Consider the following 25,656-nt stretch of genomic DNA (forward strand, 5'->3'; position numbering starts at 1 on the left):
ACCTTGAGATGCGCCCATGGAAAGCTCGCAGAAAAAAGTTTCTCGCAACAAAATACCCGCCCTGGCACTGGTTATCCTTGCCGTGGTGGTGATGATATTTGTTATCTGGCGCGTCGATAGCGCCCCGTCCACCAGCGATGCCTACGCATCTGCCGACACGATTGACGTTGTCCCGGAAGTCAGTGGACGCATTATTGAACTGGCCGTCAAAGATAACCAACTGGTTAAACAAGGCGACTTGCTATTCCGTATCGACCCGCGGCCTTACGAGGCGAACCTTGCTAAAGCACAGGCGATGCTGACCGCCCTCGATCAACAGATTATGCTGACCCAGCGTACCGTTGACGCGCAAAAACTGGCGGCAGATTCCGTTGAAGCCACCGTCGCCAAAGCCCGCGCCGCCGCACAACAGGCCACCAGCACGCTTAACCGCACGGCACCGCTGCTGTCGCAGGGGTTTGTCTCGGCGGAAGATGTCGATCGCGCCCGCACCGCACAACGCGCCAGCGAAGCCGATCTCAACGCCGCGCTACTACAGGCGCAACAGGCCGCTACCGCCGTCAGCGGAGTGGATGCGCTGGTGGCTCAACGCGTCGCTATCCAGGCCGATATCGCCCTGACTCAGCTGCATCTGGAGATGGCAACGGTTCGCGCACCGTTTGACGGTCGCGTGGTGTCGCTCAAAACCTCCATCGGCCAGTTCGCTTCCGCAATGAAACCGATCTTTACCCTGATTGATACCCGCCACTGGTACGTAATTGCCAATTTCCGTGAAACCGAGCTGAAAAATATCCACGCCGGAACGCCTGCCACCCTTTATCTAATGAGCGACAGCGGCAAAACGTTTAGCGGTAAGGTCGATTCCATCGGCTACGGCGTGTTGCCCGATGACGGTGGCATGGTGCTGGGTGGTCTGCCGCGTATTTCGCGCTCGATTAACTGGGTGCGCGTCGCGCAGCGCTTCCCGGTAAAAATTATGGTCGATAAGCCGGATGCCGGGATGTTCCGTATCGGCGCTTCGGCGGTCGCGACGCTTGAGTCACAATAATGAACGCGCTCAGCTACCTGCCGTTGCCGCTCATCAGGCTACTGGCGTTTTTCCGCGATGAGTTAAGCGAAAAACGCCCTGGGCGCGTGCCGCAGACCCTCCAGCTTTGGGTTGGCTGCCTGCTGGTGGTCATTATCTCGATAACCTTTGAGATCCCGTTTATGGCGATCTCATTGGCGGTGCTGTTCTACGGCGTACAGTCAAATGCCTTTTACACCAAATTTGTGGCCATACTGTTTGTCGTCGCCACGGTGATGGAAATCGGCAGCATGGTGCTGATCTATAAATGGTCGTACAGCTATCCGTTGATCCGCATGATCATCGCCAGCCTGATCGTGCTTGGCTGTATGTTCATGATGCGTACCTACAAGCTAGGGCTGCTGTTTTTTGCCGTCGCCATTATCGCCGTTTATGGCCAGACCTTCCCCGCGATGCTCGATTACCCGGAGATTGCTATGCGCCTTACCCTGTGGTGCATCGTGGTGGGTCTGTATCCTACGCTGCTGATGGTGTTAATTGGCGTACTCTGGTTCCCCAGCCGTGCCGGGAAGCAAATGCAGGATGCGCTGTGCGCGAGGCTTGATGATGCTCTCAACCACCTGACAACCAGCGCCGCGCCGCGTGGCGAAAAGTACGTTGAACGCGAAGTGCTTGCCCTGCAAAAACTCAATGTCTTCTGTATGGCCGATGATGCCGACTGGAAGGCGCGCAGCGCCTGGTGGCAAACCTGCGTCATGACCGTCACCTATCTCTACACCACGCTAAACCGCTACGCCGCCGACGACGCCTCGCAACATCCCGAGCTGGTTCATAAAATTCAGCGTGAAATCGAATCCCTGCAATGCGCCATCGCCGACGCCCAACCGTGGCAAAGCACATGGCAATTAAGCCCTGATGAACGCACCGCTGCCCGGGAGTGCGGGCTGGAAAGCCTGTGTGAACATCTGTACCGGCTTGGGCAGATGAATCCGGATACGCCGCCCACTCCCGCCGCGAAGCAGCCCTCAATGGTGCCGGACGCTTTCACTAACCCCGTCTATATTCGCTACGCCCTGAAAACGCTGCTGGCCTGCATGATCTGTTACGTTTTCTATTCCGGCGTCGACTGGGAAGGCATACATACCTGTATGTTGACCTGCATTATTGTCGCCAACCCCAGCATCGGCGCATCCTGGCAGAAAATGGCGCTGCGCTTTGGCGGCGCTGTGTGCGGCGCGGTGCTGGCGCTGCTGATGACCCTTTGCGTGATCCCGTGGATCGACAATATTGTTGAACTGTTGTGCGTGCTGGCCCCGCTCTTCCTTCTGGGCGCGTGGACAGCCACCGGATCGGAGCGATCGTCGTATATCGGCACGCAGATGATCGTCACCTTTGCCCTCGCCACCCTCGAGAACGCATTTGGCCCAGTATACGATCTGGTTGAAATTCGCGATCGTGCGGTGGGGATCCTTATCGGTACGGCCGTTTCGGCGGTGATCTACACCTTTATCTGGCCGGAAAGCGAAGCCTCTGAGTTGCCGAAAAAACTGGCGGCCGCGCTCGCAACGCTCAGCAAACTGTTGCGTCTTTCTCAGCACGATCCCGCCACGCAGCGAATCTACCTTCAACTCCGTATCGGCTGTCACGCCGCGTTTAATGCCTGTGAAGAGATGCGCGAGCGCGTGGCGCTGGAACGCCAGCTGGATCATGACGGTCGTCGCCAACTGCTGGCGCGTAGTGAAGCCGCTATTCATCAAGGCCGCGAGATCCTCTATCGCTGCGATGGTATCGCCACACCAGAAGCTCCGCTTGCCGAGGCGCTGGAGCAGTATGCGGCAGATCTGACCCACAGCGCGCCTTCTGACCGTGACGCAACGACCACCTTATCTGAACAAGCGCAGTGTGTTATGCAGCAGATAGCCCGTTTACCCGACTGGACTCGCCCGGCCTCCACTGCCGCCGGGGAACAGGCGCAAGGAGCCACATCCCAATGACCCGAAACTTATCCCGCTTACTTCTCTGCGGCCTGCTCGGCAGCACAACGGCGCTCTCCGGCTGTGCGCTGATCCGCAATGATTCCGCCCCGCACGCGCAGCTGCAACCGGCACAAATCAAGCTGGCAAGCGACATTCATCTCGCCAGCCAAGGTTGGCCGCAGGCGCAGTGGTGGCGGCAGTTTAACGATCCGCAGCTCAGCGCGCTGATAGAAAAAACGTTGTCCGGCTCTCACACGCTTGCCGAAGCCAAGCAGCGTGAAGAGAAAGCCCAGTCGCAGGCCGAACTGCTGGAAGGCGGGTCGAAACTCCAGATGGCGGCGTTGGGGATGATCAACCGCCAACGCGCCTCCGCTAACGGCTTCCTCGGGCCATATGCGCTGGATGCGCCGCGATTAGGAATGGATGGCCCCTATTACACCGAAGCCACCGTCGGTCTGGTCGCCGGGCTGGATCTCGATTTATGGGGAGCGCACCGTTCGGCCGTTGAGGCAGCCATCGGCGCACATAACGCCGCCGTGGCAGAAACCGCGGCGGTAGAGCTGGCGCTTTCCACCGGCGTGGCGCAGCTTTACTACAGCATGCAGGCGAGCTTCCAGATGCAGGCGCTGCTGGAACAAACCCGCGACGTGATTGATTACGCCGTACAGGCGCATCAGAGCAAAGTGGCTCAAGGGCTGGAAGCAAAAGTCCCGTATCACGGTGCGCGAGCGCAGGTGCTGGCGGTTGATAAACAAATTGCTGCCGTGAAGGGGCAAATCAAAGAAACGCGTGAAGCGCTGCGCGCCCTGATGGGAGCAGGTGCGGATGATATGCCGGAGATTAAACCGGTCGCACTGCCGAAGGTGCAAACGGGCATTCCAGCAACGCTTTCCTATGACCTGCTGGCCCGCCGACCAGATCTCCAGGCGATGCGCTGGTACGTTCAGGCTTCACTAGACCAGGTTGATGCGGCGCGCGCCTTGTTCTACCCAAGCTTCGATCTCAAAGTCTTTTTTGGCCTCGACTCCATCCATATCGACACGCTGTTTAAAAGCACCAGCCGACAGATTAACGTCATTCCCGGCCTGCGACTGCCGCTGTTCGACGGCGGCCGCCTGAACGCCAATCTGAAAAACAGCCGCGCTACCAGCAATATGCTGATTGAGCGTTATAACCAGTCGGTATTGAACGCGGTGCGCGACGTGGCGATAAACGGCACCCGTTTGCAAACGCTGGACGATGAACGCACGCTCCAGGCAGAACGCGTGGAGGCTACGCGCTACACCCAAAGCGCCGCCGAAGCCGCATTTAAGCGTGGCCTCGGCAGCCGACTTCAGGCCACCGAAGCCCAGCTGCCGGTACTGGCGGAGCAGATGTCGCTACTGGTGCTGGACAGCCAGCGGGTGATCCAAAGCATTCAGCTCATCAAATCTTTGGGCGGGGGATATCACCAGTAGGCCGGATAAGGCATCGCCGCCATCCGGCAATTTGCACAGTTGCCTGATGGCGCTGCGCTTATCAGGCCTACAGCCGGGTAGCCCGGACGAGGTGCGCCAGCGCCGACTCCGGGGAGGCTCGGTGCTCATCCCGGCGTCGCTGCGCTCGGCCGGGCGACTTCACAAATGTCATTCGGCTTTTCCTTTCGACACGTCAAATATGACGACAGCCTGTTTTTCGTCAGGGTTTTGACCAAAATTCGCCCGTAATATCAGGGAATGCCCACAATAAAAAAGTGGCATAAAAGATGCATACTAAGGGCGACAGCGCGTATGCGCGATTTGATTAACTGGAGCGAGACCGATGAAAAAAGTCGTCACGGTTTGCCCGTATTGCGCATCAGGTTGCAAAATCAACCTGGTGGTCGATAACGGTAAAATCGTCCGAGCTGAGGCGGCGCAGGGGAAAACCAATCAGGGTACCCTGTGTCTGAAGGGCTATTATGGCTGGGACTTCATTAACGATACCCAGATCCTGACCCCACGCCTTAAGACCCCAATGATCCGTCGCCAGCGCGGCGGCAAACTGGAATCCGTATCCTGGGATGAAGCGCTAAATTACGTTGCTGACCGCCTGAGTGCGATCAAAGCGAAATACGGTCCAGATGCTATTCAGACTACCGGTTCCTCACGCGGAACAGGTAATGAAACCAACTATGTAATGCAAAAATTTGCGCGCGCCGTTATTGGTACCAATAACGTTGACTGCTGCGCTCGCGTCTGACACGGCCCTTCGGTTGCAGGTCTGCACCAATCGGTCGGTAACGGCGCAATGAGTAATGCGATTAACGAAATTGATAACACCGATTTAGTGTTTATCTTCGGGTATAACCCGGCGGATTCCCACCCTATCGTGGCGAATCACGTGATTAACGCTAAACGTAACGGGGCGAAAATCATCGTCTGCGATCCGCGTAAAATTGAAACCGCGCGCATTGCCGACATGCACATCGCGTTGAAAAACGGCTCGAATATCGCGCTGCTCAACGCCATGGGCCACGTCATTATTGAAGAAAACCTGTACGACCAGGCGTTCGTCGCCTCGCGCACGGAAGGGTTCGAAGAGTACAGCAAGATTGTTGAAGGCTATACGCCGGAGTCTGTCGAAGAAATTACCGGCGTTAGCGCGCAGGAAATTCGTCAGGCCGCCCGTATGTATGCGTCGGCAAAAAGCGCGGCTATCCTGTGGGGTATGGGCGTGACCCAGTTCTATCAGGGCGTGGAAACCGTGCGTTCACTGACCAGCCTCGCGATGCTGACCGGCAACCTCGGTAAGCCAAGCGTCGGCGTTAACCCGGTTCGCGGCCAGAACAACGTTCAGGGTGCTTGCGATATGGGCGCGCTGCCGGATACCTATCCTGGCTATCAGTACGTGAAGTTCCCGGAAAATCGCGAGAAGTTCGCTAAAGCCTGGGGCGTAGAAAGCCTGCCGGCGCACACCGGCTATCGCATCAGCGAGCTGCCGCACCGTGCGGCGCATGGCGAAGTGCGCGCGGCTTACATCATGGGTGAAGATCCATTACAGACCGACGCCGAGCTCTCTGCCGTGCGTAAAGGCTTTGAAGATCTGGAACTGGTTATCGTCCAGGATATCTTCATGACCAAAACCGCCGCGGCCGCAGACGTTATTTTACCGTCTACGTCATGGGGCGAGCATGAAGGCGTCTTCTCTGCGGCTGACCGTGGTTTCCAGCGCTTCTTTAAAGCCGTTGAGCCGAAGTGGGATCTGAAAACGGACTGGCAGATTATCAGTGAAATCGCCACCCGCATGGGTTATCCGATGCACTACAACAACACCCAGGAAATCTGGGACGAGTTGCGCGGTCTGTGCCCGGATTTCTACGGTGCCACCTACGAGAAAATGGGCGAACTGGGCTATATTCAGTGGCCTTGCCGCGACACCTCGGATGCCGACCAGGGTACGTCTTACCTCTTCAAAGAGAAGTTTGACACCCCGAACGGCCTGGCGCAGTTCTTTACCTGCGACTGGGTTGCGCCTATCGACAAGCTCACCGACGAGTTCCCGATGGTACTGTCGACGGTGCGCGAAGTTGGGCACTACTCTTGCCGTTCGATGACCGGTAACTGTGCGGCGCTAGCAGCACTGGCGGATGAACCGGGCTATGCCCAGATCAACACCGCCGATGCCGCGCGTCTAGGCATTGAAGATGAAGCGCTGGTGTGGGTTAACTCCCGCAAAGGCCGCGTCATCACCCGTGCCGCCGTAAGCGATCGTCCGAACAAAGGCGCGATTTACATGACCTACCAGTGGTGGATTGGGGCCTGTAATGAGCTGGTAACTGAGAACTTGAGCCCAATTACCAAAACGCCTGAGTACAAGTACTGCGCCGTTAACGTTGAACGCATTGCCGATCAACGCGCCGCCGAACAGTATGTGATTGATGAGTACAGCAAGCTGAAAGCCAGTCTGCGCGAAAGCGCGATGGGCTAACAGGGTATGTTCCCCGGAGGCGGTGCTTGCGCACCTCTTCCGGGCTACCTGGAGTTTGCCGCCCTTCTCAACGCCCCCGTTTCGGGGGCGTTTTTTTATCCTCGTTTTCTCTTTATACTGCCCTCTTCCTCGACTACCCACATAATAAGATGAAACAACTTTTTGTATTACTCTGGTTTATTGCCTTATCGCTACACGCGGAAGAACCGGGCAGCCAGTATCAGAAAGCCGCAGAAGCCGGCGACGCGCGGGCGCAATATTATCTGGCCGACACCTGGTTTAGCTCCCGTGATTTGGGCAAAGCAGAGTTTTGGGCGCAGAAATCCGCCGACGGCGGTGATGCGGACGCCTTCGCGCTGCTGGCACAGATTAAAATCACTAACCCGGTGAACCTCGATTATCCCGCCGCGAAAGCATTGGCCGAAAAAGCCGTAAAGGCTGGCAGTCGGGCAGGAGAGGTGATTCTGGCGCGTATCCTGATTAACAGTCAGTCTGGTGAGACCGACTATCCGCGAGCCATGACTCTCCTTCAGCAGGCCTCAATGAATGCCGAGAGCGATTTTGCGGTTGATGCGCAGATGTTGATGGGGCTGATTTACGCCAACGGTGTCGGCGTCAAAGAAGATGATGAGAAAGCGACGGACGCCTTTAAAAACAGCTCGACGCTGTCGCGAACCGGCTACGCCGAGTACTGGGCCGGGATGATGTTCTTAAACGGCGAGAAAGGGTTTATCGTGCCGAACAAACAGAAAGCGCTTCAGTGGTTAAACCTGAGCTGTACGGAAGGGTTTGATACCGGGTGTGAGGAGTTTGATAAGGTGAGCGCGGAGTAAGGGGTTACCCTCGCCTTTGCGCTCTGTGCCGCACCCTCACCCCAACCCTCTCCCTGTAAGGGAGAGGGGGTATATCGTGCCAATCCACAAAATCAGTCGCCCCCATCAGCGGTAGGCCGGATAAGGCAACGCCGCCATCCGGCAATCTGCGCCGTTCTGCCTGATGGCGCTAGGCTTATCAGGCCTACGAGACAAAGCCTCTGCGCAATCCCAAAAACAACAACGCCGGGCAAGCCCGGCGTTATCATTCTTTCTATCTATTACTGACCCGCGGTTTTATCAAACTTGCCCAACATTTCGCGCTCATAGGCCCGCGCTTTTTTGTGGTCAAACTTGTGTTCCCATTTGGAAATCACCAGCACCGCCAGCGCATTACCCACCACGTTCAACGCGGTACGCGCCATATCGAGGATACGGTCAACGCCGGCAATAAACGCCAGACCTTCCAGCGGAATGCCCACGCTGCCAAGCGTTGCCAGCAGCACCACGAACGATACGCCCGGCACGCCAGCAATCCCTTTTGAGGTCACCATCAGCGTCAGCACCAGCACGATTTCCTGCCAGATAGACAGGTCGATGCCGTACAGCTGCGCGATGAAGATCGCCGCAATACTCTGATACAGCGTCGAGCCGTCGAGATTAAAGGAGTAGCCGGTCGGCACCACGAAACTGGTGATCGACGCCGGGGCGCCGTAGGCTTCCATCTTCTCAATAATACGCGGCAGCACGCTTTCGGAGCTGGCGGTTGAGTACGCCAGAATCAGTTCGTCTTTGAGGATTCGAATCAGGATCCAGATGCTGAGCCCACAGATACGCGCCACGATGCCCAGCACCACCAGCGCGAAGAACAGAATCGCGAAGTGAACCAGCAGCACCAGCTTGGCGAGCGGCCACAGCGAGGCGAAACCAAAGTTCGCCACCGTCACAGCGATCAGCGCAAACACACCGACCGGCGCATAGCGCATGACCATGTGGGTCACTTTGAACATGGTTTCAGAGATAGAACGGAACACGGTAACCAGCGGTTCACGATGCGTCGCCGGCAGTGAGGAAAGGCCCAGACCGAACAGCACCGAGAAGAAGATGATTGGCAGCATATCGCCTTTAGCCATCGACGCCACGATATTGGTCGGCACCAGCGACAGAATCGTCCCCATCAACCCGTGAGCGTGACTTTGTACTTCAGCCGTCGTGCTTTGGTATTTCGAAATGTCCACCGTCGCCAGCTGTGACATGTCAATCCCTGACCCAGGCTGGAAGACATTCGCCAGGGTAATACCGATAATAATCGCTACCGTGGTGATCACTTCGAAATAAAGAATGGTTTTCGCACCAATTCGGCCTAACTGTTTGGCGTCACCGACTCCAGCTATTCCCACGACCAGCGTTGAAATAACAATCGGCACAACGATCATTTTAATCAAATGGATGAATATATCGCCAGCGGGAGACAGGAGATTCAAGACCAACCAGTCACGGCTATCGCTATGATAATGAAGATAACTACCCAGAATAATACCCAGCACGAGGGCAATGAGAATTTGCCATGCAAGGCTGATTCGTGTTTTTTTCATAACTGCAGACTTCCTCAATGAAAAATACCATGCCGAACGGGAATGGTATCCACTTGAAAGGGGGTGATTTGTGTTGCGTTTACTTTTAGAGGTTTTTAACGCGCAATATCAGTATCATCTGTACGGTGTCCCGCGCAACCCTTTCAGATCAGGGCTTTTCACCGCATAAAAGCTTATTCCCGCTAATTTCTACCAGACATTATTTATAAGTTTTTGTTATAAAAACAAAAAATTTCCGCCATTTTCTATAAATCTACTTCCGCAATTATTTCTGTTCAAAGAATCAAGTGAACGTTATTTGAACAATTCCACTATTGCGTGATCTGCCGCGCAAATAGTAAACAAAGCTTCTCCACCCTCTGTTATTAACTTTTATGAGACATATTATTAACATCTTACATGGAGAAAAAAAGCATGAGCCAAATACACAAACACTCTATTCCTGCAAATATTGCAGAACGCTGCCTGATAAATCCGCAACAATATCTGACCAAATATCAACAGTCGGTCACCCAACCTGATGCCTTCTGGGGCGACGAGGGAAAAATCCTCGACTGGATACAGCCTTACACGAAAGTGAAAAACACCTCCTTTGCGCCGGGCAACATCTCCATTAAATGGTATGAAGATGGCACCCTGAACCTGGCGGCAAACTGCCTCGATCGTCATCTGCAAGAACGCGGCGACCAGACGGCGATTATCTGGGAAGGTGACGACGCCACCCAAAGCAAACACATCACCTATCGCGAGCTGCATCGCGACGTCTGCCGTTTCGCCAATACCCTGCTGTCGCTCGGCGTGAAAAAAGGCGATGTGGTGGCTATCTATATGCCGATGGTGCCGGAAGCCGCGGTTGCCATGCTGGCCTGCGCCCGCATTGGCGCTATCCATTCCGTTATCTTCGGCGGCTTCTCGCCGGAGGCCGTGGCCGGTCGTATCATCGACTCCAATTCCCGTCTGGTGATCACCTCCGACGAAGGCGTGCGCGCCGGACGTAACGTGCCGCTGAAGAAAAATGTCGACGATGCGCTGAAAAACCCGAACGTTAAAAGCGTTGAAAATGTCGTGGTGCTCAAGCGTACCGGCGGCAAAATTGATTGGCAGGAAGGCCGCGATTTGTGGTGGCATGACCTGCAAGAACAAGCCTCCGACCAGCATCAGCCACAAGAGATGAATGCGGAAGACCCGCTGTTTATTCTTTACACCTCCGGTTCCACCGGCAAGCCAAAGGGCGTGATGCACACTACCGGCGGTTATCTGGTGTACGCCGCGACCACCTTTAAATATGTGTTCGACTATCATCCAGGCGACATTTACTGGTGCACCGCTGACGTGGGTTGGGTTACCGGTCATAGCTACCTGCTGTATGGCCCGCTGGCCTGTGGCGCAACCACGCTGATGTTTGAAGGGGTGCCGAACTGGCCAACGCCTGCGCGTATGTGTCAGGTGGTTGATAAACATAAAGTTAACATTTTATATACCGCACCCACGGCGATCCGTGCGCTGATGGCAGAAGGCGATAAAGCCACCGCCGGAACCGATCGTTCCTCCCTGCGCATTCTGGGCTCCGTCGGCGAACCGATTAACCCGGAAGCGTGGGAGTGGTATTGGCGTCAAATCGGCAACGAAAAATGCCCGGTTATGGACACCTGGTGGCAGACCGAAACCGGTGGTTTCATGATCACCCCTCTGCCTGGCGCAACGGAACTGAAAGCCGGTTCCGCCAGCCGTCCGTTCTTTGGCGTGCAGCCTGCGCTGGTGGATAACGAAGGCCACCCGCAGGAAGGCGCAACCGAAGGCAATCTGGTGATCACCGACTCCTGGCCGGGTCAGGCGCGGACGCTGTTTGGCGATCACGAGCGCTTTGAGCAGACCTACTTCTCCACCTTCCAGAATATGTATTTCAGCGGCGACGGCGCGCGTCGTGACGAAGACGGTTACTACTGGATTACCGGGCGTGTCGATGACGTGCTGAACGTTTCCGGGCACCGCTTAGGGACGGCAGAAATCGAATCGGCGCTGGTGTCGCATCCAAAAATTGCTGAAGCCGCGGTTGTCGGCATTCCTCACAACATTAAAGGCCAGGCGATTTACGCCTACGTCACCCTGAATCAAGGTGAAGAGCCTACGCCTGCGCTCTACACCGAGGTACGTAACTGGGTGCGTAAAGAGATTGGCCCGCTGGCGACGCCGGACGTGCTGCACTGGACCGACTCGCTGCCGAAAACCCGTTCCGGCAAAATTATGCGCCGTATTCTGCGCAAGATTGCCGCGGGCGACACCAGCAATCTCGGCGATACTTCAACGCTCGCCGACCCGGGCGTGGTGGATAAACTGCTGGAAGAGAAGCAGTCCATTGCCATGCCGTCATAAAACAACGTTGCCCGGTGGCGCTTCGCTTACCGGGCCTACAGTTGGCCACCGAAGTAAGCCGGATAAGACGACAGTCGCCCTCCGGCAATAGCAGCCCTATAACTAAAAACCTTACCTACACCTCTGGAGACTCTGTGATGAATGATCAAATTTGTCAGCAGATAGAAGGTAGTGCGCATTTCAGGGAACTGGTTGAAAAACGGCAACGGCTTGCCACCTTCTTATCGCTGATTATGTTAGTGGTTTACGTCGGTTTCATCTTGCTCATCGCTTTTGCCCCGGGCTGGCTCGGTACGCCGTTGCATGCGGGTACCAGCGTCACGCGCGGGATCCCGATTGGCATCGGCATTATCGTTATCTCCTTTATCCTGACCGGTATTTACGTGTGGCGGGCGAACAGCGAATTCGACCGTTTGAACAAGGCCGTACTGCGCGAGGTAAAAGCATCATGAAGAAAGTCATGACGGCGCTTGCCGCCACACTTCCTTTTGCGGCTAACGCCGCAGACGCTATCAGCGGCCACGTCGAGCGCCAGCCGACCAACTGGCAGGCGATTATCATGTTCCTGATTTTCGTCCTCCTGACGCTCTACATCACCTACTGGGCGTCAAAACGCGTACGCTCACGTAGCGATTACTACACCGCTGGCGGCAACATTACCGGTCTCCAGAACGGGCTGGCGATTGCCGGTGACTTTATGTCGGCAGCGTCATTCCTCGGCATCTCCGCGCTGGTTTACACCTCCGGCTACGATGGCCTGATTTATTCGCTGGGCTTCCTCGTCGGCTGGCCGATTATTCTGTTCCTTATCGCCGAACGTCTGCGTAACCTCGGCCGCTATACCTTTGCCGACGTGGCGTCCTACCGCCTCAAGCAGGGGCCGATTCGTATGCTCTCCGCCTGCGGCTCTTTGGTGGTGGTGGCGCTGTATTTGATCGCCCAGATGGTGGGTGCCGGTAAGCTTATCGAGTTGCTGTTCGGCCTGAACTACCACGTTGCCGTGGTACTGGTTGGCGTGTTGATGGTGATGTACGTGCTGTTTGGCGGCATGCTCGCCACCACGTGGGTACAGATTATCAAAGCCGTCCTGCTGCTGTTTGGCGCAAGCTTTATGGCCTTTATGGTGATGAAGCACGTCGGCTTTAGCTTCAATAACCTGTTCACCGAAGCGATGGCGGTACACCCGAAAGGCGCTGCCATCATGAGCCCGGGCGGACTGGTGAAAGATCCGATATCCGCGCTGTCGTTGGGCCTCGGTTTGATGTTCGGTACCGCTGGCTTGCCGCATATTCTGATGCGTTTCTTCACCGTGAGCGATGCCAAAGAAGCGCGTAAAAGCGTGTTCTACGCCACCGGATTTATGGGTTACTTCTACATTCTGACCTTTATCATCGGCTTTGGCGCCATCATGCTGGTCGGCGCGAACCCGGCGTTTAAAGACGCGGCAGGCGCGCTTATCGGCGGTAACAATATGGCGGCGGTGCATCTGGCTGACGCGGTTGGCGGCAACCTGTTCCTCGGCTTTATTTCAGCGGTTGCTTTCGCCACCATTCTGGCGGTGGTCGCCGGTCTGACGCTGGCGGGCGCGTCGGCGGTCTCTCACGACCTGTACGCCAACGTGTTTAAGAAAGGTGCAACCGAGCGCGAAGAGCTGAAGGTGTCGAAGATTACGGTTCTGGTGCTGGGCGTGGTCGCGATTTTGCTGGGTATTCTGTTTGAGAATCAGAATATTGCCTTCATGGTTGGCCTGGCGTTCTCGATTGCCGCCAGCTGCAACTTCCCTATCATTCTGCTTTCCATGTACTGGTCGAAGTTGACCACCCGTGGCGCGATGGTGGGCGGCTGGCTGGGGCTGTTGACGGCAGTGGTGCTGATGATCCTTGGCCCGACCATTTGGGTAACCATCTTAGGCCACGAGAAAGCGATTTTCCCGTATGAGTATCCGGCGCTGTTCTCAATTGCCATCGCCTTTGTCGGTATCTGGTTCTTCTCAGCTACCGATAACTCGGAAGCGGGCAACCTTGAACGCAACCAGTTCCGCGCGCAGTTTATCCGCTCGCAGACCGGTCTGGGTATCGACGAAGGTCGCGCACACTAAAAACCCTCCCCGGCCGCTGGCCGGGGATCACATTTTTTCGGCCTTCAGGTGATGTTTATCACGTCACCAAAACGATAAAAGCCGATACGCATCACACACTTTTTCTGCCCTTCGCGAAACCCATCACATTTTTCCCGTTTTCACGCCGTTCCCCGGTTTTACCTCTACGACGTTTACAGACAATCCCCACCACAGTTTTTATTCTTTACTCATAGCGACTTATTGAGGCTCAGGGCAAAACGGTTCAGCCGCTCCGGGCTTAAGAGCAGCGGTAAGAATAACGGCGCGCCGTCGGGCGGATTGACCAGCCAGCGTTCCAGCGTATCGATATAGCGTAACAGCTGCTGCTGATGGGTTTTCAGCGTGTCGGCAGGCAGACTTTGCGGGCCGTAGCGTTCGTGCCACAGGATATCGGTCATCGCCGCAGCCACTCGGGAAAACATCTGGCTGTAGATTTCGGCGCTGCGCCAGGCAGCGAGCAGAATCTCCAGCGAGTCGTTCTGACAGGTAATACGGGGCATCAGTTCACGCAGGTTTTGTACCGTGCGCGAGGCTAAAAAGCAGGCGGCCTCTTTTTCCAGCGCCACCAGCTCGCGCTGCTCTTTGCCAAGCTCGGGATCGTCGGTCGGCATCAGCGGCTGCCACGCGTGCATCCAGTTGGCGCTGCGGGTGTCCATATGCAAAAGCTGCTGCGCCTGAGCCACGCTCTCCGGGATCTGGCTTTGGTAGTGCAGCCGCCGCCCGAGGAAGTTTGGCGTTTTACATAGCCAGTCGTAGCTGGCGTGGACGATGGCCGCAAGTTGGTGCTTGTCCTGGAGGGAGCGAAAGCCAAGCTGCTGTTGTTCAGCCCAGCATTCGAAAGCGGAAAGCTGCGCGGTATCAGCGGTGCGGTTGGCGGCCGAGAGGCCAAACAGGTTGATGGCGTTGGCAGAGTCCATAACCCGACTGTCGGGCAGCCACTGCCAGCTCACGCGTGAGGTGATGGCTTCAATTTCGTTTTCAGCGGCGCTCAGCGCCCAGCTTAAGCGACCGCTGATTTCATCGCCGAGATAGCACGGCAGCGCCGTCCAGCCGTAGCCGGTGCCAAAGAGATCGTATTCGATCCACTTTTTGTGCCCCGGCAGCGTGGCGATGTGCGGGTGATTAGCAAAACCGGGGTGGTAATCCAGCTCCGTGGCTTTCACCGAAGCGCGAACGTCGTGGGGAAGCGTTGCCAGCAGGTTAGAAAGCTGTTGGCGCGGCCAGCTGTCATCAATGTAGTCGCGCAGCACCAGCTTTTTGCCCTGGGCGCGCAACAGGCTCCAGACGTCGTGCAGGCTTTGCTGCCAACGTGCGGTCTGAAAATCCGGCGTGGTGAGGCTGAGGATAAGCCCGCTGAGATGGGGTAATCCCTCTAATAGCGGATGCAGTATCGCGGCATAGAAATGTTGCCAGAAATCCGGCGAGCTTTTTTCGTCGAAAGTCAGTTCGGGAAATTTACGCTTAATTATATCGTCGCTCGGCGCGGCTTCGCCTTGCAGCCAGAACGATAAATTATTTTCCGTCAGGTAACGGTCGACCCGTTTTAAATACTGCAACGCGTAATGTTGCTGATGAATAAGGTTCTCGACGTTGAGTTTTTGGCTTAACGGCGAGGGCGTCGCAAGAACAGAAAGCAGTTCCTGTTGGTGCAGGATGATACCGGTGAAACCGTGCTGTTTCGCGCTTTTAACGCCCTGAATAAACCAGGGCCAGTGCCAGATAAAAGTGCTATTCAGCTCCATCAATTGATGTGGAATACGTTTCATTGCGTCGCCTTGCTGATTTTGATGTTGATATATTAATCGAGGATGCCATGAAAAAATATGCGTTGGTCGGAACGGGAGGTCGTGCGGGTTTATATATTGCCGCAATTGGAGGAACCTGGCGTAATAACGCCAGAATGGTCGCCTTTTGCGATACCAACCAGACGCGGATGAACTACGCCAATACGCTGTTGCAAAAAGAAGGCGCCGAACCGGTTTCCACCTGGAAAGCGGCCCAGTTTGAGGAGATGATCCGCGAAACTCGCCCGGATATCGTCATCGTCACCACCATGGATCGCACCCACGATGACTATATCGTCCGGGCGCTGCACGCAGGGTGTGATGTGATCACCGAAAAACCGATGACTATCGATGAGAAGCGCGCGCTGCGTATTCTCGACGCCATCGAAGAGACCGGGCATACCGTGCGCGTGGCCTTTAACTACCGCTATGCGCCGCATCACAGCAAAGTGCGCGAACTGCTGATGCAGGGCGTGATTGGCAACGTCACCTCCGTCCACTTTGAATGGCTGCTCAACACCGAGCATGGCGCAGACTATTTCCGTCGCTGGCACCGCGAAAAACGCAACAGCGGCGGCCTGCTGGTGCACAAATCAACCCACCACTTCGACCTGATGAACTTCTGGCTGGCGAGCTATCCAGAGCGCGTTTACGCCGAAGGCAGCCTGCAATTCTACGGCAAAGAGAACGCCGAGAAGCGCGGTGTCTCCCGCTTCTATCCGCGCACGCATGGTTATAGCGAAGCCAAAGACGATCCGTTCGCCCTGAACATGGCGGACAACGCGCAGCTTAAAGCGCTGTATCTCGACGCCGAGCATGAAGATAACTACTTCCGCGACCAGAGCGTGTTCAGCGACGGCATCACCATCGAAGATACCATGTCGGTGCTGGTGAAGTATCAAAACCAGGTGCAGCTCACCTACTCGCTCAACGCTTATCTGCCGTGGGAAGGACTGAACGTGGTGTTTAACGGCACCGAAGGGCGACTGGAGATGAAAATCGTTGAGAAATCCTACGTTAACGCCGGGGGTAAACGCGAAAACGAAGGTAGCCTGGAGCAGTGCGACATCACCGTATTCCCGATGTTTGCTGAACCGTGGAAAGCGGAATTCAGCCTCGGTGAGGGCGGTCACGGCGGCGGCGACAACGCCATGCTCGCCGACCTGTTTGGCGAACCGGGCAACGATCCGCTACAGCGCGCCGCCGACCATCGAGCGGGCGCGATGTCTATCCTCACCGGCATTGCGGGTAATATCTCCATGCAGCAGCAGCGCCCAGTGAACTTCAAAGAGTTTGAACTGGTTTCCCGCCTGGCAAAACGCTAAGCGCCCTCACCTGGTGCGGCAGAACGCCGCACCGCAAAAATGGTCAGTATTTTGTCGTTACTCACCTGTTTAATAACAATATTTATGCCTCTGTCCCGGAGATACATAATGAATAAAATCGCCTCAGGTGTTATCGCATCACTGTTACTTTCCTGTACCACCGTCTGGGCCCAGCAGCCCGTTGAATTACGCATGTCATGGTGGGGAGGCAATAGCCGCCACCAGGCGACGTTAAAAGCGCTGGAGGCCTTTGAAAAGACGCATCCTGAGATCAAGGTGAAGGCCGAATACACCGGTTGGGACGGACATCTTTCCCGTCTGACCACCCAAATGGCCAGCGGCACCGAGCCGGATGTGATGCAAACCAACTGGCCGTGGCTGATTATTTTTTCCAAAAATGGCGAAGGCTATTACGACCTCAACAAGCTCAAAGATGAGCTCGATTTAAGCCAATATCAGGCCAAAGACCTGCAATCCACCAGCGTTAAAGGCAAGCTCAACGGCCTGCCGATCTCAGTCAACGCTCCGGTGTTTTACTACAACGACGTGACCTGGAAAAAAGCCGGTCTGGCGTACCCGAAAACCTGGGATGAATTCTTTGCCGCCGGCAAAATCTTCCAGCAAAAGCTGGGCAACAACTACTATCCGTACAGCATGGTCGATCAGGACGTGATTTTGCTGCTAAACGCCTGGATGATGCAGAAATATCAAAAGCCGATGTTCGACAGCAACGGGAAATTTACCTGGAATGAGGAGCAGTGGGTCGACGCGTTCAGCTTTGTGAAGCGCTTGAGCGACGAGCATATTGTGCCGTCGCCAAAAACCCTCTCCTCCTACGGTAAAGGCAATCTGTATGAGATGAAGCCGTGGATAGCAGGCGAATGGGGCGGTCTGTTTACGTGGAATATCACCATTCGTATGTTCGCCAATAACATGACGCCACCGGCCAAACTGGTGCTGGGCGACTACGTGATGCAGCCGGGTGAGGAATCCGGCGTTTACTTTAAAACGGCGCAGATGTTCTCGGTGGCGAAATCCACCAAACATCCGAAAGAGGCGGCGATGCTGGTCAACTTCTTATTAAACGACCCGCAGTCGGTAGAGGCGCTGGGGCTGGAGCGCGGCATTCCGCTCAGCAAAGCGGCGGAAAGGCTGCTCACCGAGAAAGGGGTGATTGACCCAAATGATCCGGTGGTTGCCGGGCTACGGCAGGCGCAAACCTTGCACACGAGCGCAATTGCAACGCCCTATATTGAAGATTTACAGGTTATCGATCAGTTTACTTCGGCCCGAGAAAAACTCGATCAGGGTAAGCTGACGACGGCGCAGGTCGCGGCAGAATTCCGCCAGCAGGTGGAGAGGATTGTGCGACGGTTGAACCGGTAATGCCTGATGGCGCGCAGCTTATCAGGCCTACGGCAGCATCATCGTGGGCCGGGTATTGCCTGATGGCGCGCAGCTTTAAGGCCTACGGGTAGCATCATTGTAGGCCGGGTAAGCGCAGCGCCACCCGGCAGAAGGCGGCTCAGAACATCAGCCAGCCCACCATCGGTGCCACCAGCACCATCACCACGCCGGAGAGCATCATCACAAGGCTGGCAACAACGCCCTCCTGCGGGCCAAGCTCGTAGGAGCGCGCGGTGCCAGCACCGTGCGACGCCGCACCAAAGCCCGCGCCCTTCGCCATCCCTTCGCGTATCGCCAGACGTAAAAACAGCACGTCGCCAATCGCCATACCAAACACACCGGTCACCACTACAAACAGCGCCACCAGCTCCGGCTGTCCACCGAGCGATTTCGCCGCCGCCAGCGCAAACGGCGTGGTGATAGAGCGCACCGCCAGGCTACGTTGGATCTCATCGGGCAGCGTGAACAACCGCGCCAGCCAGACCGAACTGGTCACCGCCACCACCGTTGCCGTGACGACTCCGGCAGAAAGCGACATCCAGTGGCGCTTAATGATCGCCAGATTGTCATACACCGGAACGGCAAAGGCGATTGTCGCGGGACCCAGCAGCCACAGCAGCCAGTGGGCTTCTCCCATGTAGTTTTGGTAGGATATGTGGCCAAATACCAGCAGCAATACCAGCAGCACCGGGGTCAGAACCAGCGGCATCAGCGGCAGCTTACGAAAGCGTCGATACAGACGTTTATTGGCGAAGTAGAGCACCAGCGTAATCCCCAGGCACGCGATGCTCAGCTGAAAGTTAGTCATGGCGCATCCGTTTCATCTCAAAGCGATACACCCGGTCAACCACCCAGGCCGTCGCACCCAGCACCATCATCGTGCTCAAGGCAATCACCAGGAAAATCCGCCAGCCATCAATCATCAGCAATTGCGCATAGTTCACCACCGCCACCACCGCCGGAACAAAGAACAGCAGCATTTCGGCCAGCAGCCAGCGTGACCCCGCGCGAACCCATTTTAGCGGCACGATGTGACAGACAATCAGCGCCAGCAGCAGCACCATACCGACCAGATTGGCAGGCAGCGGCAGGTTCAACCAGCTCACTAAATATTCAGCAAAAACAAACAGTCCTGCATACAGCAATACCTGTACCGGCACCTGCAGACGGTTTAAAACGGAGGGCACGACGCGCCCTAAGGCCTCAGCCATGGAGGGATGTCCAGAAAAAATCACAGACGCACAGTATAGTGACGCCACGATGATGACAGAAATGAATTAAACTCATCGGTAGCATAGTTTAGAGGCATAATCATGGACATAAGAACGCTGCGCTACTTTGTGGAAGTGGTTCGTCAGCAGAGCTTTACCCGCGCGGCGGAGAAGCTTTTCGTGACGCAACCGACCATCAGTAAGATGCTCAAAAATCTGGAAGATGAGCTGAATTGCACCTTACTTATCCGCAACGGTCGTAAGCTGTTGATGACCGATACCGGACAAGTGGTGTTTGAGCGCGGGCTGGCGATTCTTGATCAATTTCGGCAGCTGGAAGCCGAGATTAGCGATATCAATCATCTCAATAAAGGCGTGCTGCGGCTAGGGATCCCGCCAATGGTTGGCATGTTGATGGCCGGGCCGATTAGCCTGTTTCGCCAGCGCTATCCCGGCGTTGAACTCAAAATATCTGAATTTGGCGGCCTGACCGTTCAGCAGGCGGTGATGAACGGCGAGCTGGATTTAGCCATGACCGCGCTGCCGGTGGAAGAAGAGGAAGCGCTCACCACCCGGCTGCTGTTTAGCCATCCGCTGTGCGTTCTGGTGCCACGTTCCGGGGAGTGGCTTGAGCAAACCTCGGTATCACCGCAGCAGCTCGCTGCCCATCCCCTGCTGATTTATAACGAAGATTTTGCGCTGAGCCGCCAGTTGATGCAGCTGTTTGCGCGTCACGATGTCAAACCACGGATTGCCGTGCGTAGCGGGCAGTGGGATTTTCTCGCGGCGATGGTGCAGGCGGGCGTTGGTGTGGCCATTTTGCCAGAGCCGATTTGCCGCCGTCTGGATGCAAAAACGCTGTGCTGGCTGCCGCTGGAAAGCGAGCTACGCTGGCAGTTGGGAATGATTTGGCGGGAAGGGGTGTATTTGTCGCACAGCGCCCAGGCGTGGCTGAAGTGCTGTGAAGGGTTTACGTTGCCGGAGTAGTGCCGAACTGCCCCGGGGTCGGCGCAAACGCCTCGCCCGGGCTACAGGGTTGTAGCCCGGCCAAGCGCAGCGCCGCCGGGAATTACTCGGCACTAGGCATCTTCAATCAACAGCGCTTCCAGCAGGTCGAGGTCATGCAGCAGCTTCTGCAAGGTCTCGTTACTGATTTGCCGGGTTGCGCGCAGGTGATACAGTTCGCCGCGTTCAGAGCGCAGCGCTGCCAGACGGAAGCGGCGTTCCAGCTGCTCCTCAAGCATCGAGGTTTCGACGTCATTTCGCCCATCGGCGCGACGACGCAGGTTACCGATAACGCGCGAACTGACCTCGGTCAGCAATTGGTTATCAATATTCTCTTCGGTGTCGGCCGCCAGACGCTCTTCCATTTTCTGAATAGCAACAATCGCCACGTCCGCCGTTGCCGCCCGCGCTAAACGTTCTTCTTTGCGCTGCTGAACGTTGTCGGTGGATTCGATATGGCGCAGCAAAATCGGCAGCGCAATCACGCCAACAAACAGCGAGAACAGAATCACGCCCGCGGCCAGGAACACCAGCTCATAACGCGCAGGGAAAACGTCACCGGACGGCAGCAACAGCGGGATAGACAGCACACCCGCCAGCGTAATGGCCCCACGTACCCCGGCAACCGTCGAGATAAGCAGTTCACGCGTGGTCCACGAACCAAACTCCATCGGTTTCTTTTTCAGGAAACGCTGACTTAATTTGCTCATCGTCCACAGCCAGCCAAAACGTACCACCATCAGCGCGGCATAAATCAGGATGATATCGGTAAACAGCATCCAGGTTTCAACATTCGGGTCGGCCTCAGCGGCCACCAGCGAGCTTTGCAGGATGTCCGGCAGTTGCAGACCTAACAGCAGGAAGACCATGCCGTTAAACACGAATTCCAGCATCGCCCAGGTGCTGTTCGCACGCAGACGCATGGCCAGCGGCGCGGTGCGCATCACGCCGGAACGGGTGATGGTCATCCCCGCCGCCACCGCCGCCAGGATACCGGAAACGCCGATATGTTCAGCGATCAGGTAGGAAGCAAACGGCAGCAGGAACAGCAGTACAATCTGGGTGGCCGGTTCATCACCGCCCCAGCGGCTCAAAAAGCGCATGGAACGACCGTACAGCCAGCTGACCACAAAGCCCGCCAGAATGCCGCCAATCGCCACCTTGAGGAACTCAACCGTGGCGCCGCCAACGGTAAAGATCATCGTACCCATCGCCACCGCGACGGCAAACTTCAACGACACCAGGCCGGAGGCGTCGTTCATCAGCGCCTCACCCTGCAAAATGCCCATGATCTTTTTCGGAATGCGCCCTTCACCGACAATACCGGAGAGCGCAACCGCATCGGTTGGCGAGAGCACAGCCGCCAGCGCGAACGCCGGAATCAGCGGAATGCCCGGAACAATCCAGTAAATCAGGAAGCCAATCCCGACGACCGTCACCAGCACGAGCGCCAGCGCTAGCCCGAGGATCTCCCTGCCGTGCTCAATAAACTCGCGCGTGGGCGTCTTCCAGCCATCCGCAAACAGCAGCGGCGGGATGAACAGTACGAGGAACAGTTCGGGGTCGAATTCAACATGCAAACCGAATGTCGGCCATGCCAGCATGGCACCGATGGCAATTTGCATTAAAGGAAGTGGGATCTGGAAGGGCAGTACGCGTGTCACCACCCCGGAGAGCGAAACCACAAGGGTCATAATAAGTATGGTAAAGAATATTTCCATGCGTTCCCTGTTTGCTGCGTTGTCACAATTATTCAAAACATGAAGCGTCGTGCTTCTTATTATACGGTCTCCAGAGTAACGCAAAAGCAAACAAGAAGTGGCTGAAAATAGAAAAAAAGTGTTGGTACGTACTGCTTCAGGATGACAAACAAAAAACCCGCCAGTTGGCGGGTTCTCTGTACAACGATGGTCGATTAAATCGCCCAACCACCGGCATAGAATACAACCAGTGCCACCGCAATAATCACGGTGCCGATGTTCAGTTTGCGCCATTCACCGGAAACCACGCGACCGATAACCAGCGTCGCGAAGCCAATCATGATGCCGGTAACGATGTTACAGGTCAGCACAATCATCACCGCCGTGATCAGGCCAGACATGGCATCAACGAAGTCATTGAAGTCGATGCGCGCCACGTTGCTCAGCATCAGCAGGCCGACGTACATCAGCGCAGGAGCGGTCGCGTAGCCTGGAACCAGGTAAGACAGCGGAGAGAGGAACAGGATCAGCAGGAACAAGACGCCAACGGTCACTGCGGTTAAACCGGTTTTGCCGCCAGCCGCCGTGCCCGCTGCGGATTCAATGTACACCGCCGCTGGAGCCGCACCGACAACTGCGGAAAACACGCTGCTCAGGGAGTCAGTGGTCAGCGCTTTGCCGCCGTTGATGATCTGGCCGTCTTTATCCAGCAGATTTGCCTGACCGGCCACCGCACGGATAGTACCGGTGGCATCAAATACCGCCGTCATTACCAGCGCCAGCACGCTTGGCAGCACGATAGGGTTCAGGGCGCCCATGATATCCAGGCTACCGATCAGCGAGTTGCCGTTGTCATCGCTCAGGGATGGCATAGCGAAGATGCCAGAGAAGTGCACGTTGGGATCGAAAATCAGGCCAACAATGGAAACACCGATGATGGTCAGCAGGATCCCGCCCGGCACCTTCAGTTTTTCCAGTCCGATAATGATCGCCAGGCCAATCAGCGTCATGATAACCGGGAAGCTATCGAATTTGCCCAGCGCAACCGGCAGACCTTCAATCGGGTTTTTAACAACCATCCCCACGCCGTTTGCGGCAATGAGCAGCAGGAACAGACCGATACCGATACCGGTGCCGTGCGCAATGCCCTGCGGCAGATTGCGCAAAATCCAGCTACGGATCCCAGAAGCAGAAATAATGGTAAACAGCACACCCATCAGGAAGACCGCACCCAGAGCAACCGGGATGCTAATCTGCTGACCCAGCACCAGGCTAAAGGCGGTGAAGGCAGTCAGTGAAATGGCGCAGCCGATGGCTAAAGGCAGGTTTGCCCACAGCCCCATAACGATCGAACCCACGCCAGCGACCAGACAGGTCGCCACAAAGACCGCGGCTGGCGGGAAGCCCGCTTTACCCAGCATACCCGGAACCACAATGACCGAGTACACCATCGCCAGGAAGGTCGTAAGACCGGCAACAATCTCCTGACGAACGGAGCTACCACGTGCAGAAATTTTAAACCAGGCGTCTAACGAACCGCCGGTACGCGCTGAAGGCGTAGACATAGAAAACATCCCCTGAGAGTTTTTATCATTCGTTCGTCTGCGTGGTGGAACATCCACTGCCAGTTAAGCGTCATCTCCTTGTGCTACATTGCGGCAATAGGGGAGCCACAAAAAGCAAACGATTAACTCCGCGCAGACAAAACGATAATCGGAATTCCTCATTTGTGCGTTTGCGCAATGAGGTGAGCCTGTGGTTTTCGACGTAAGATGCGTCCGAAAATTCGAGGCAAACGATTATCTGGCTTTTATACCCTCTTTTTCAACAGAAGTTTGCCGTGCTTTATCAAAATTAACGATTGCCGATGAAGAATTCACCAACCCATGCGCAAACGTTATCGTTAATGCGCAATATGGCAACATTTCTGTGGCATAAATGTCGCAAGTTATTCGTCCTCTAACAGACGCGCGCCGGTACCCTCTTCACCTAATTTATCGCCCGGGTTACGCAACGGGCAGTCGCGCAATGACATACAGCCGCAACCGATGCAGCCGTTCAGCTGGTCGCGCAGCGCTTCCATGGCGTGGATACGTTTATCGAGTTCTTCGCGCCATTGGGTCGTAAAATGCTTCCAGTCTTTTGGCCCCAGCGTGTGGTTTTCCGGCAGAACGCGCAGCGATTCCCCGATGGTGCTGAGCGGGATCCCTAACCGCTGGGCAATTTTGATAATCGCCACGTAACGCAAGACATCACGCTTATAGCGCCGCTGATTGCCGCTGTTTCTCGTGCTACGAATCAACCCTTTGCTTTCATAAAAATGCAGCGCCGAGACCGCAACGCCAGTTCGTTTCGCTACTTCACCCGGCGAAAGCAGCGTTTTTATTCTCGTCGATTTTTTTTCCATAATCCGCTTTACCTCAAGTTAACTTGAGGAATTATACTCGCCCACAGAACAGAAATCGACGCGAAAATAGACAACGGGGAGAGCCTTATGTCCCATCGGGAAATTATTCAGACGCTTATTGAATGGATAGATGAACATATCGAGCAACCGCTTAATATCGATATCGTGGCCAAAAAATCCGGCTATTCGAAGTGGTATCTGCAACGGATGTTCCGCACCGTGATGCATCAAACGCTGGGCGATTACATTCGTCAGCGGCGCTTGCTGCTTGCGGCGGAAGCGCTACGCACCACCCAGCGCCCCATCTTTGATATCGCGATGGATCTGGGTTACGTCTCGCAACAGACGTTCTCCCGCGTGTTCCGCCGCGAGTTCGACCGCACGCCAACGGCGTATCGTCACCAGATTTCCGCTTAACTCTACTTTTTGCTGTCGTTGCCCATGGCGCGACAGCATCCTTCCCACCGTTTTACGCAGTGAATAAGCTGACAAAAATCCTGCGCCTGCCTCTGGTGAATAAAACATCAAACGTGATATAGTTCACAAAATAGAATGAAACAGAAACAGTGTTTCATCTCATTTTGATGCCTTCAGATAGCCAGAGCGCCTCGTGCCTCAGTAAACATCGCGCTGTCAGGGCAATGTCTTGTTTATCTCTGAGGATAAGGTTTCATGGTTTCTATTACCGCAGGCGTCGCGCTGCTCCGTTGGCCGTTAACCAGCGCAGTACTGATGTTCATTGCCAGTACCCTGAAAATTCAACTTCGTAAATCAGACTACGCCGGGCTGGCGGTGATAAGCGGGATGCTGGGCGTCGCCGCTGCCTGCTGGTTCGCGACGGGCCTGTTGGGGATTACGATGGTGGATATTGCGACCATCTTTAATAACATTAAAGATGTGATGGTTGAAGTGATGAGCCATGCGCCGCCTGAATGGCCGGTGCCGATGTATTGAGTGCTGATGAGAC

At 55.7% G+C, this 25,656-nt stretch carries 20 protein-coding genes; 13 read left to right on the forward strand and 7 right to left on the reverse strand.

Features of this window, described 5'->3' with window-relative positions; all coding sequences use genetic code 11:
• The first annotated feature begins 16 nt into the window (after positions 1 to 16).
• The 5 genes from mdtN (at position 17) to ACIPDS_RS16820 (ending at position 7,784) form a co-directional block, all read left to right on the forward strand.
• Positions 17 to 1,048: a multidrug transporter subunit MdtN gene (mdtN, locus tag ACIPDS_RS16800; protein ID WP_400738125.1), complete on the forward strand. Its 1,032-nt coding sequence runs from the start codon at positions 17 to 19 to the stop codon at positions 1,046 to 1,048.
• Positions 1,048 to 3,021, forward strand: coding sequence for a multidrug efflux transporter permease subunit MdtO (gene mdtO, locus ACIPDS_RS16805; RefSeq protein WP_400738128.1), 1,974 nt, complete (start codon positions 1,048 to 1,050; stop codon positions 3,019 to 3,021). Before mdtN ends, mdtO begins: the two co-directional genes overlap by 1 nt.
• The gene (locus ACIPDS_RS16810) at positions 3,018 to 4,460 is read left to right on the forward strand and encodes an MdtP family multidrug efflux transporter outer membrane subunit (RefSeq protein ID WP_400738131.1); all 1,443 of its coding nucleotides are present in this window, start codon (positions 3,018 to 3,020) and stop codon (positions 4,458 to 4,460) included. The genes mdtO and ACIPDS_RS16810 overlap by 4 nt, the downstream gene beginning before the upstream one ends.
• A 343-nt stretch (positions 4,461 to 4,803) precedes the next feature.
• Positions 4,804 to 6,951 (forward strand): formate dehydrogenase subunit alpha, encoded by a 2,148-nt coding sequence (fdhF, locus tag ACIPDS_RS16815; protein ID WP_400738133.1) that lies wholly within the window; start codon positions 4,804 to 4,806, stop codon positions 6,949 to 6,951.
• 149 nt (positions 6,952 to 7,100) lie between these two features.
• Entirely contained in the window at positions 7,101 to 7,784 is a 684-nt protein-coding gene (locus ACIPDS_RS16820; RefSeq protein ID WP_400738136.1) for a tetratricopeptide repeat protein, read from the forward strand.
• Between the two features lie 260 nt (positions 7,785 to 8,044).
• On the opposite strand, the gene gltP is transcribed toward ACIPDS_RS16820, so the two are convergent.
• Entirely contained in the window at positions 8,045 to 9,358 is a 1,314-nt protein-coding gene (gene gltP / locus ACIPDS_RS16825) for a glutamate/aspartate:proton symporter GltP (protein ID WP_166516520.1), read from the reverse strand.
• A 414-nt stretch (positions 9,359 to 9,772) separates the two neighbouring features.
• On the opposite strand from gltP, the gene acs reads away from it, so the two are divergent.
• The 3 genes from acs (at position 9,773) to actP (ending at position 13,829) form a co-directional block, all read left to right on the forward strand.
• Positions 9,773 to 11,731: an acetate--CoA ligase gene (gene acs, locus ACIPDS_RS16830; protein WP_400738140.1), complete on the forward strand. Its 1,959-nt coding sequence runs from the start codon at positions 9,773 to 9,775 to the stop codon at positions 11,729 to 11,731.
• A gap of 137 nt (positions 11,732 to 11,868) precedes the next feature.
• On the forward strand, positions 11,869 to 12,183 hold the full coding sequence (locus tag ACIPDS_RS16835) for a DUF485 domain-containing protein (RefSeq protein WP_166516518.1): 315 nt from the start codon (positions 11,869 to 11,871) through the stop codon (positions 12,181 to 12,183).
• Complete coding sequence (actP, locus tag ACIPDS_RS16840; RefSeq protein ID WP_400738145.1) at positions 12,180 to 13,829, forward strand: cation/acetate symporter ActP; 1,650 nt, start codon at positions 12,180 to 12,182, stop codon at positions 13,827 to 13,829. Before ACIPDS_RS16835 ends, actP begins: the two co-directional genes overlap by 4 nt.
• 209 nt (positions 13,830 to 14,038) lie before the next feature.
• Here actP and ACIPDS_RS16845 read toward each other — a convergent pair whose 3' ends face one another.
• Entirely contained in the window at positions 14,039 to 15,616 is a 1,578-nt protein-coding gene (locus ACIPDS_RS16845; RefSeq protein WP_400738148.1) for a hypothetical protein, read from the reverse strand.
• Positions 15,617 to 15,663: 47 nt separating this feature from the next.
• Here ACIPDS_RS16845 and ACIPDS_RS16850 point away from each other — a divergent pair, with 47 nt between their 5' ends.
• Together ACIPDS_RS16850 and ACIPDS_RS16855 are read left to right on the forward strand one after the other, a co-directional pair.
• Positions 15,664 to 16,959: a Gfo/Idh/MocA family protein gene (locus ACIPDS_RS16850; protein ID WP_400738150.1), complete on the forward strand. Its 1,296-nt coding sequence runs from the start codon at positions 15,664 to 15,666 to the stop codon at positions 16,957 to 16,959.
• A gap of 108 nt (positions 16,960 to 17,067) precedes the next feature.
• A complete protein-coding gene (locus tag ACIPDS_RS16855) occupies positions 17,068 to 18,345 on the forward strand; it encodes an ABC transporter substrate-binding protein (RefSeq protein ID WP_400738153.1) in 1,278 nt (425 codons plus the stop codon).
• Positions 18,346 to 18,484: 139 nt separating this feature from the next.
• Here ACIPDS_RS16855 and ACIPDS_RS16860 read toward each other — a convergent pair whose 3' ends face one another.
• Positions 18,485 to 19,174: an LrgB family protein gene (locus ACIPDS_RS16860; protein ID WP_400738156.1), complete on the reverse strand. Its 690-nt coding sequence runs from the start codon at positions 19,172 to 19,174 to the stop codon at positions 18,485 to 18,487.
• Positions 19,167 to 19,577, reverse strand: coding sequence for a CidA/LrgA family protein (locus tag ACIPDS_RS16865; RefSeq protein ID WP_166516513.1), 411 nt, complete (start codon positions 19,575 to 19,577; stop codon positions 19,167 to 19,169). The genes ACIPDS_RS16860 and ACIPDS_RS16865 overlap by 8 nt, the downstream gene beginning before the upstream one ends.
• Before the next feature lie 102 nt (positions 19,578 to 19,679).
• On the opposite strand from ACIPDS_RS16865, the gene ACIPDS_RS16870 reads away from it, so the two are divergent.
• Positions 19,680 to 20,564 carry a LysR family transcriptional regulator gene (locus tag ACIPDS_RS16870; protein ID WP_400738159.1) on the forward strand — a complete coding sequence of 295 codons (885 nt, stop codon included), beginning with the start codon at positions 19,680 to 19,682 and terminating at the stop codon, positions 20,562 to 20,564.
• Between the two features lie 92 nt (positions 20,565 to 20,656).
• On the opposite strand, the gene ACIPDS_RS16875 is transcribed toward ACIPDS_RS16870, so the two are convergent.
• From ACIPDS_RS16875 to soxR, 3 genes are all read right to left on the reverse strand, one after another.
• The gene (locus ACIPDS_RS16875; RefSeq protein WP_400738162.1) at positions 20,657 to 22,303 is read right to left on the reverse strand and encodes a Na+/H+ antiporter; all 1,647 of its coding nucleotides are present in this window, start codon (positions 22,301 to 22,303) and stop codon (positions 20,657 to 20,659) included.
• Positions 22,304 to 22,497: 194 nt separating this feature from the next.
• Positions 22,498 to 23,847: an NCS2 family permease gene (locus ACIPDS_RS16880; RefSeq protein ID WP_166516510.1), complete on the reverse strand. Its 1,350-nt coding sequence runs from the start codon at positions 23,845 to 23,847 to the stop codon at positions 22,498 to 22,500.
• Between the two features lie 383 nt (positions 23,848 to 24,230).
• Positions 24,231 to 24,689, reverse strand: a complete 459-nt coding sequence (soxR, locus tag ACIPDS_RS16885) for a redox-sensitive transcriptional activator SoxR (RefSeq protein ID WP_400738166.1) — start codon at positions 24,687 to 24,689, stop codon at positions 24,231 to 24,233.
• A gap of 87 nt (positions 24,690 to 24,776) precedes the next feature.
• Between soxR and soxS the strand changes: the two genes are divergently transcribed.
• Together soxS and ACIPDS_RS16895 are read left to right on the forward strand one after the other, a co-directional pair.
• Positions 24,777 to 25,106: a superoxide response transcriptional regulator SoxS gene (soxS, locus tag ACIPDS_RS16890; RefSeq protein ID WP_062778051.1), complete on the forward strand. Its 330-nt coding sequence runs from the start codon at positions 24,777 to 24,779 to the stop codon at positions 25,104 to 25,106.
• Positions 25,107 to 25,361: 255 nt separating this feature from the next.
• Positions 25,362 to 25,643, forward strand: a complete 282-nt coding sequence (locus tag ACIPDS_RS16895; protein WP_166516508.1) for a YjcB family protein — start codon at positions 25,362 to 25,364, stop codon at positions 25,641 to 25,643.
• The last annotated feature ends 13 nt before the right edge of the window (positions 25,644 to 25,656 follow it).

The organism is Kluyvera sp. NPDC087067, from assembly GCF_044745165.1.
GTDB lineage: Bacteria > Pseudomonadota > Gammaproteobacteria > Enterobacterales > Enterobacteriaceae > Kluyvera.

Excerpts from the sequence above, each read along its gene's own strand:
- mdtN (WP_400738125.1), top strand. The coding sequence starts at position 17 with ATGGAAAGCTCGCAGAAAAAAGTTTCTCGCAACAAAATACCCGCCCTG.
- mdtO (WP_400738128.1), top strand. The coding sequence starts at position 1,048 with ATGAACGCGCTCAGCTACCTGCCGTTGCCGCTCATCAGGCTACTGGCG.
- ACIPDS_RS16810 (WP_400738131.1), top strand. The coding sequence starts at position 3,018 with ATGACCCGAAACTTATCCCGCTTACTTCTCTGCGGCCTGCTCGGCAGC.
- ACIPDS_RS16820 (WP_400738136.1), top strand. The coding sequence starts at position 7,101 with ATGAAACAACTTTTTGTATTACTCTGGTTTATTGCCTTATCGCTACAC.
- gltP (WP_166516520.1), bottom strand. The coding sequence starts at position 9,358 with ATGAAAAAAACACGAATCAGCCTTGCATGGCAAATTCTCATTGCCCTC.
- acs (WP_400738140.1), top strand. The coding sequence starts at position 9,773 with ATGAGCCAAATACACAAACACTCTATTCCTGCAAATATTGCAGAACGC.
- ACIPDS_RS16835 (WP_166516518.1), top strand. The coding sequence starts at position 11,869 with ATGAATGATCAAATTTGTCAGCAGATAGAAGGTAGTGCGCATTTCAGG.
- actP (WP_400738145.1), top strand. The coding sequence starts at position 12,180 with ATGAAGAAAGTCATGACGGCGCTTGCCGCCACACTTCCTTTTGCGGCT.
- ACIPDS_RS16845 (WP_400738148.1), bottom strand. The coding sequence starts at position 15,616 with ATGAAACGTATTCCACATCAATTGATGGAGCTGAATAGCACTTTTATC.
- ACIPDS_RS16850 (WP_400738150.1), top strand. The coding sequence starts at position 15,664 with ATGAAAAAATATGCGTTGGTCGGAACGGGAGGTCGTGCGGGTTTATAT.
- ACIPDS_RS16855 (WP_400738153.1), top strand. The coding sequence starts at position 17,068 with ATGAATAAAATCGCCTCAGGTGTTATCGCATCACTGTTACTTTCCTGT.
- ACIPDS_RS16860 (WP_400738156.1), bottom strand. The coding sequence starts at position 19,174 with ATGACTAACTTTCAGCTGAGCATCGCGTGCCTGGGGATTACGCTGGTG.
- ACIPDS_RS16865 (WP_166516513.1), bottom strand. The coding sequence starts at position 19,577 with ATGGCTGAGGCCTTAGGGCGCGTCGTGCCCTCCGTTTTAAACCGTCTG.
- ACIPDS_RS16870 (WP_400738159.1), top strand. The coding sequence starts at position 19,680 with ATGGACATAAGAACGCTGCGCTACTTTGTGGAAGTGGTTCGTCAGCAG.
- ACIPDS_RS16875 (WP_400738162.1), bottom strand. The coding sequence starts at position 22,303 with ATGGAAATATTCTTTACCATACTTATTATGACCCTTGTGGTTTCGCTC.
- ACIPDS_RS16880 (WP_166516510.1), bottom strand. The coding sequence starts at position 23,847 with ATGTCTACGCCTTCAGCGCGTACCGGCGGTTCGTTAGACGCCTGGTTT.
- soxR (WP_400738166.1), bottom strand. The coding sequence starts at position 24,689 with ATGGAAAAAAAATCGACGAGAATAAAAACGCTGCTTTCGCCGGGTGAA.
- soxS (WP_062778051.1), top strand. The coding sequence starts at position 24,777 with ATGTCCCATCGGGAAATTATTCAGACGCTTATTGAATGGATAGATGAA.
- ACIPDS_RS16895 (WP_166516508.1), top strand. The coding sequence starts at position 25,362 with ATGGTTTCTATTACCGCAGGCGTCGCGCTGCTCCGTTGGCCGTTAACC.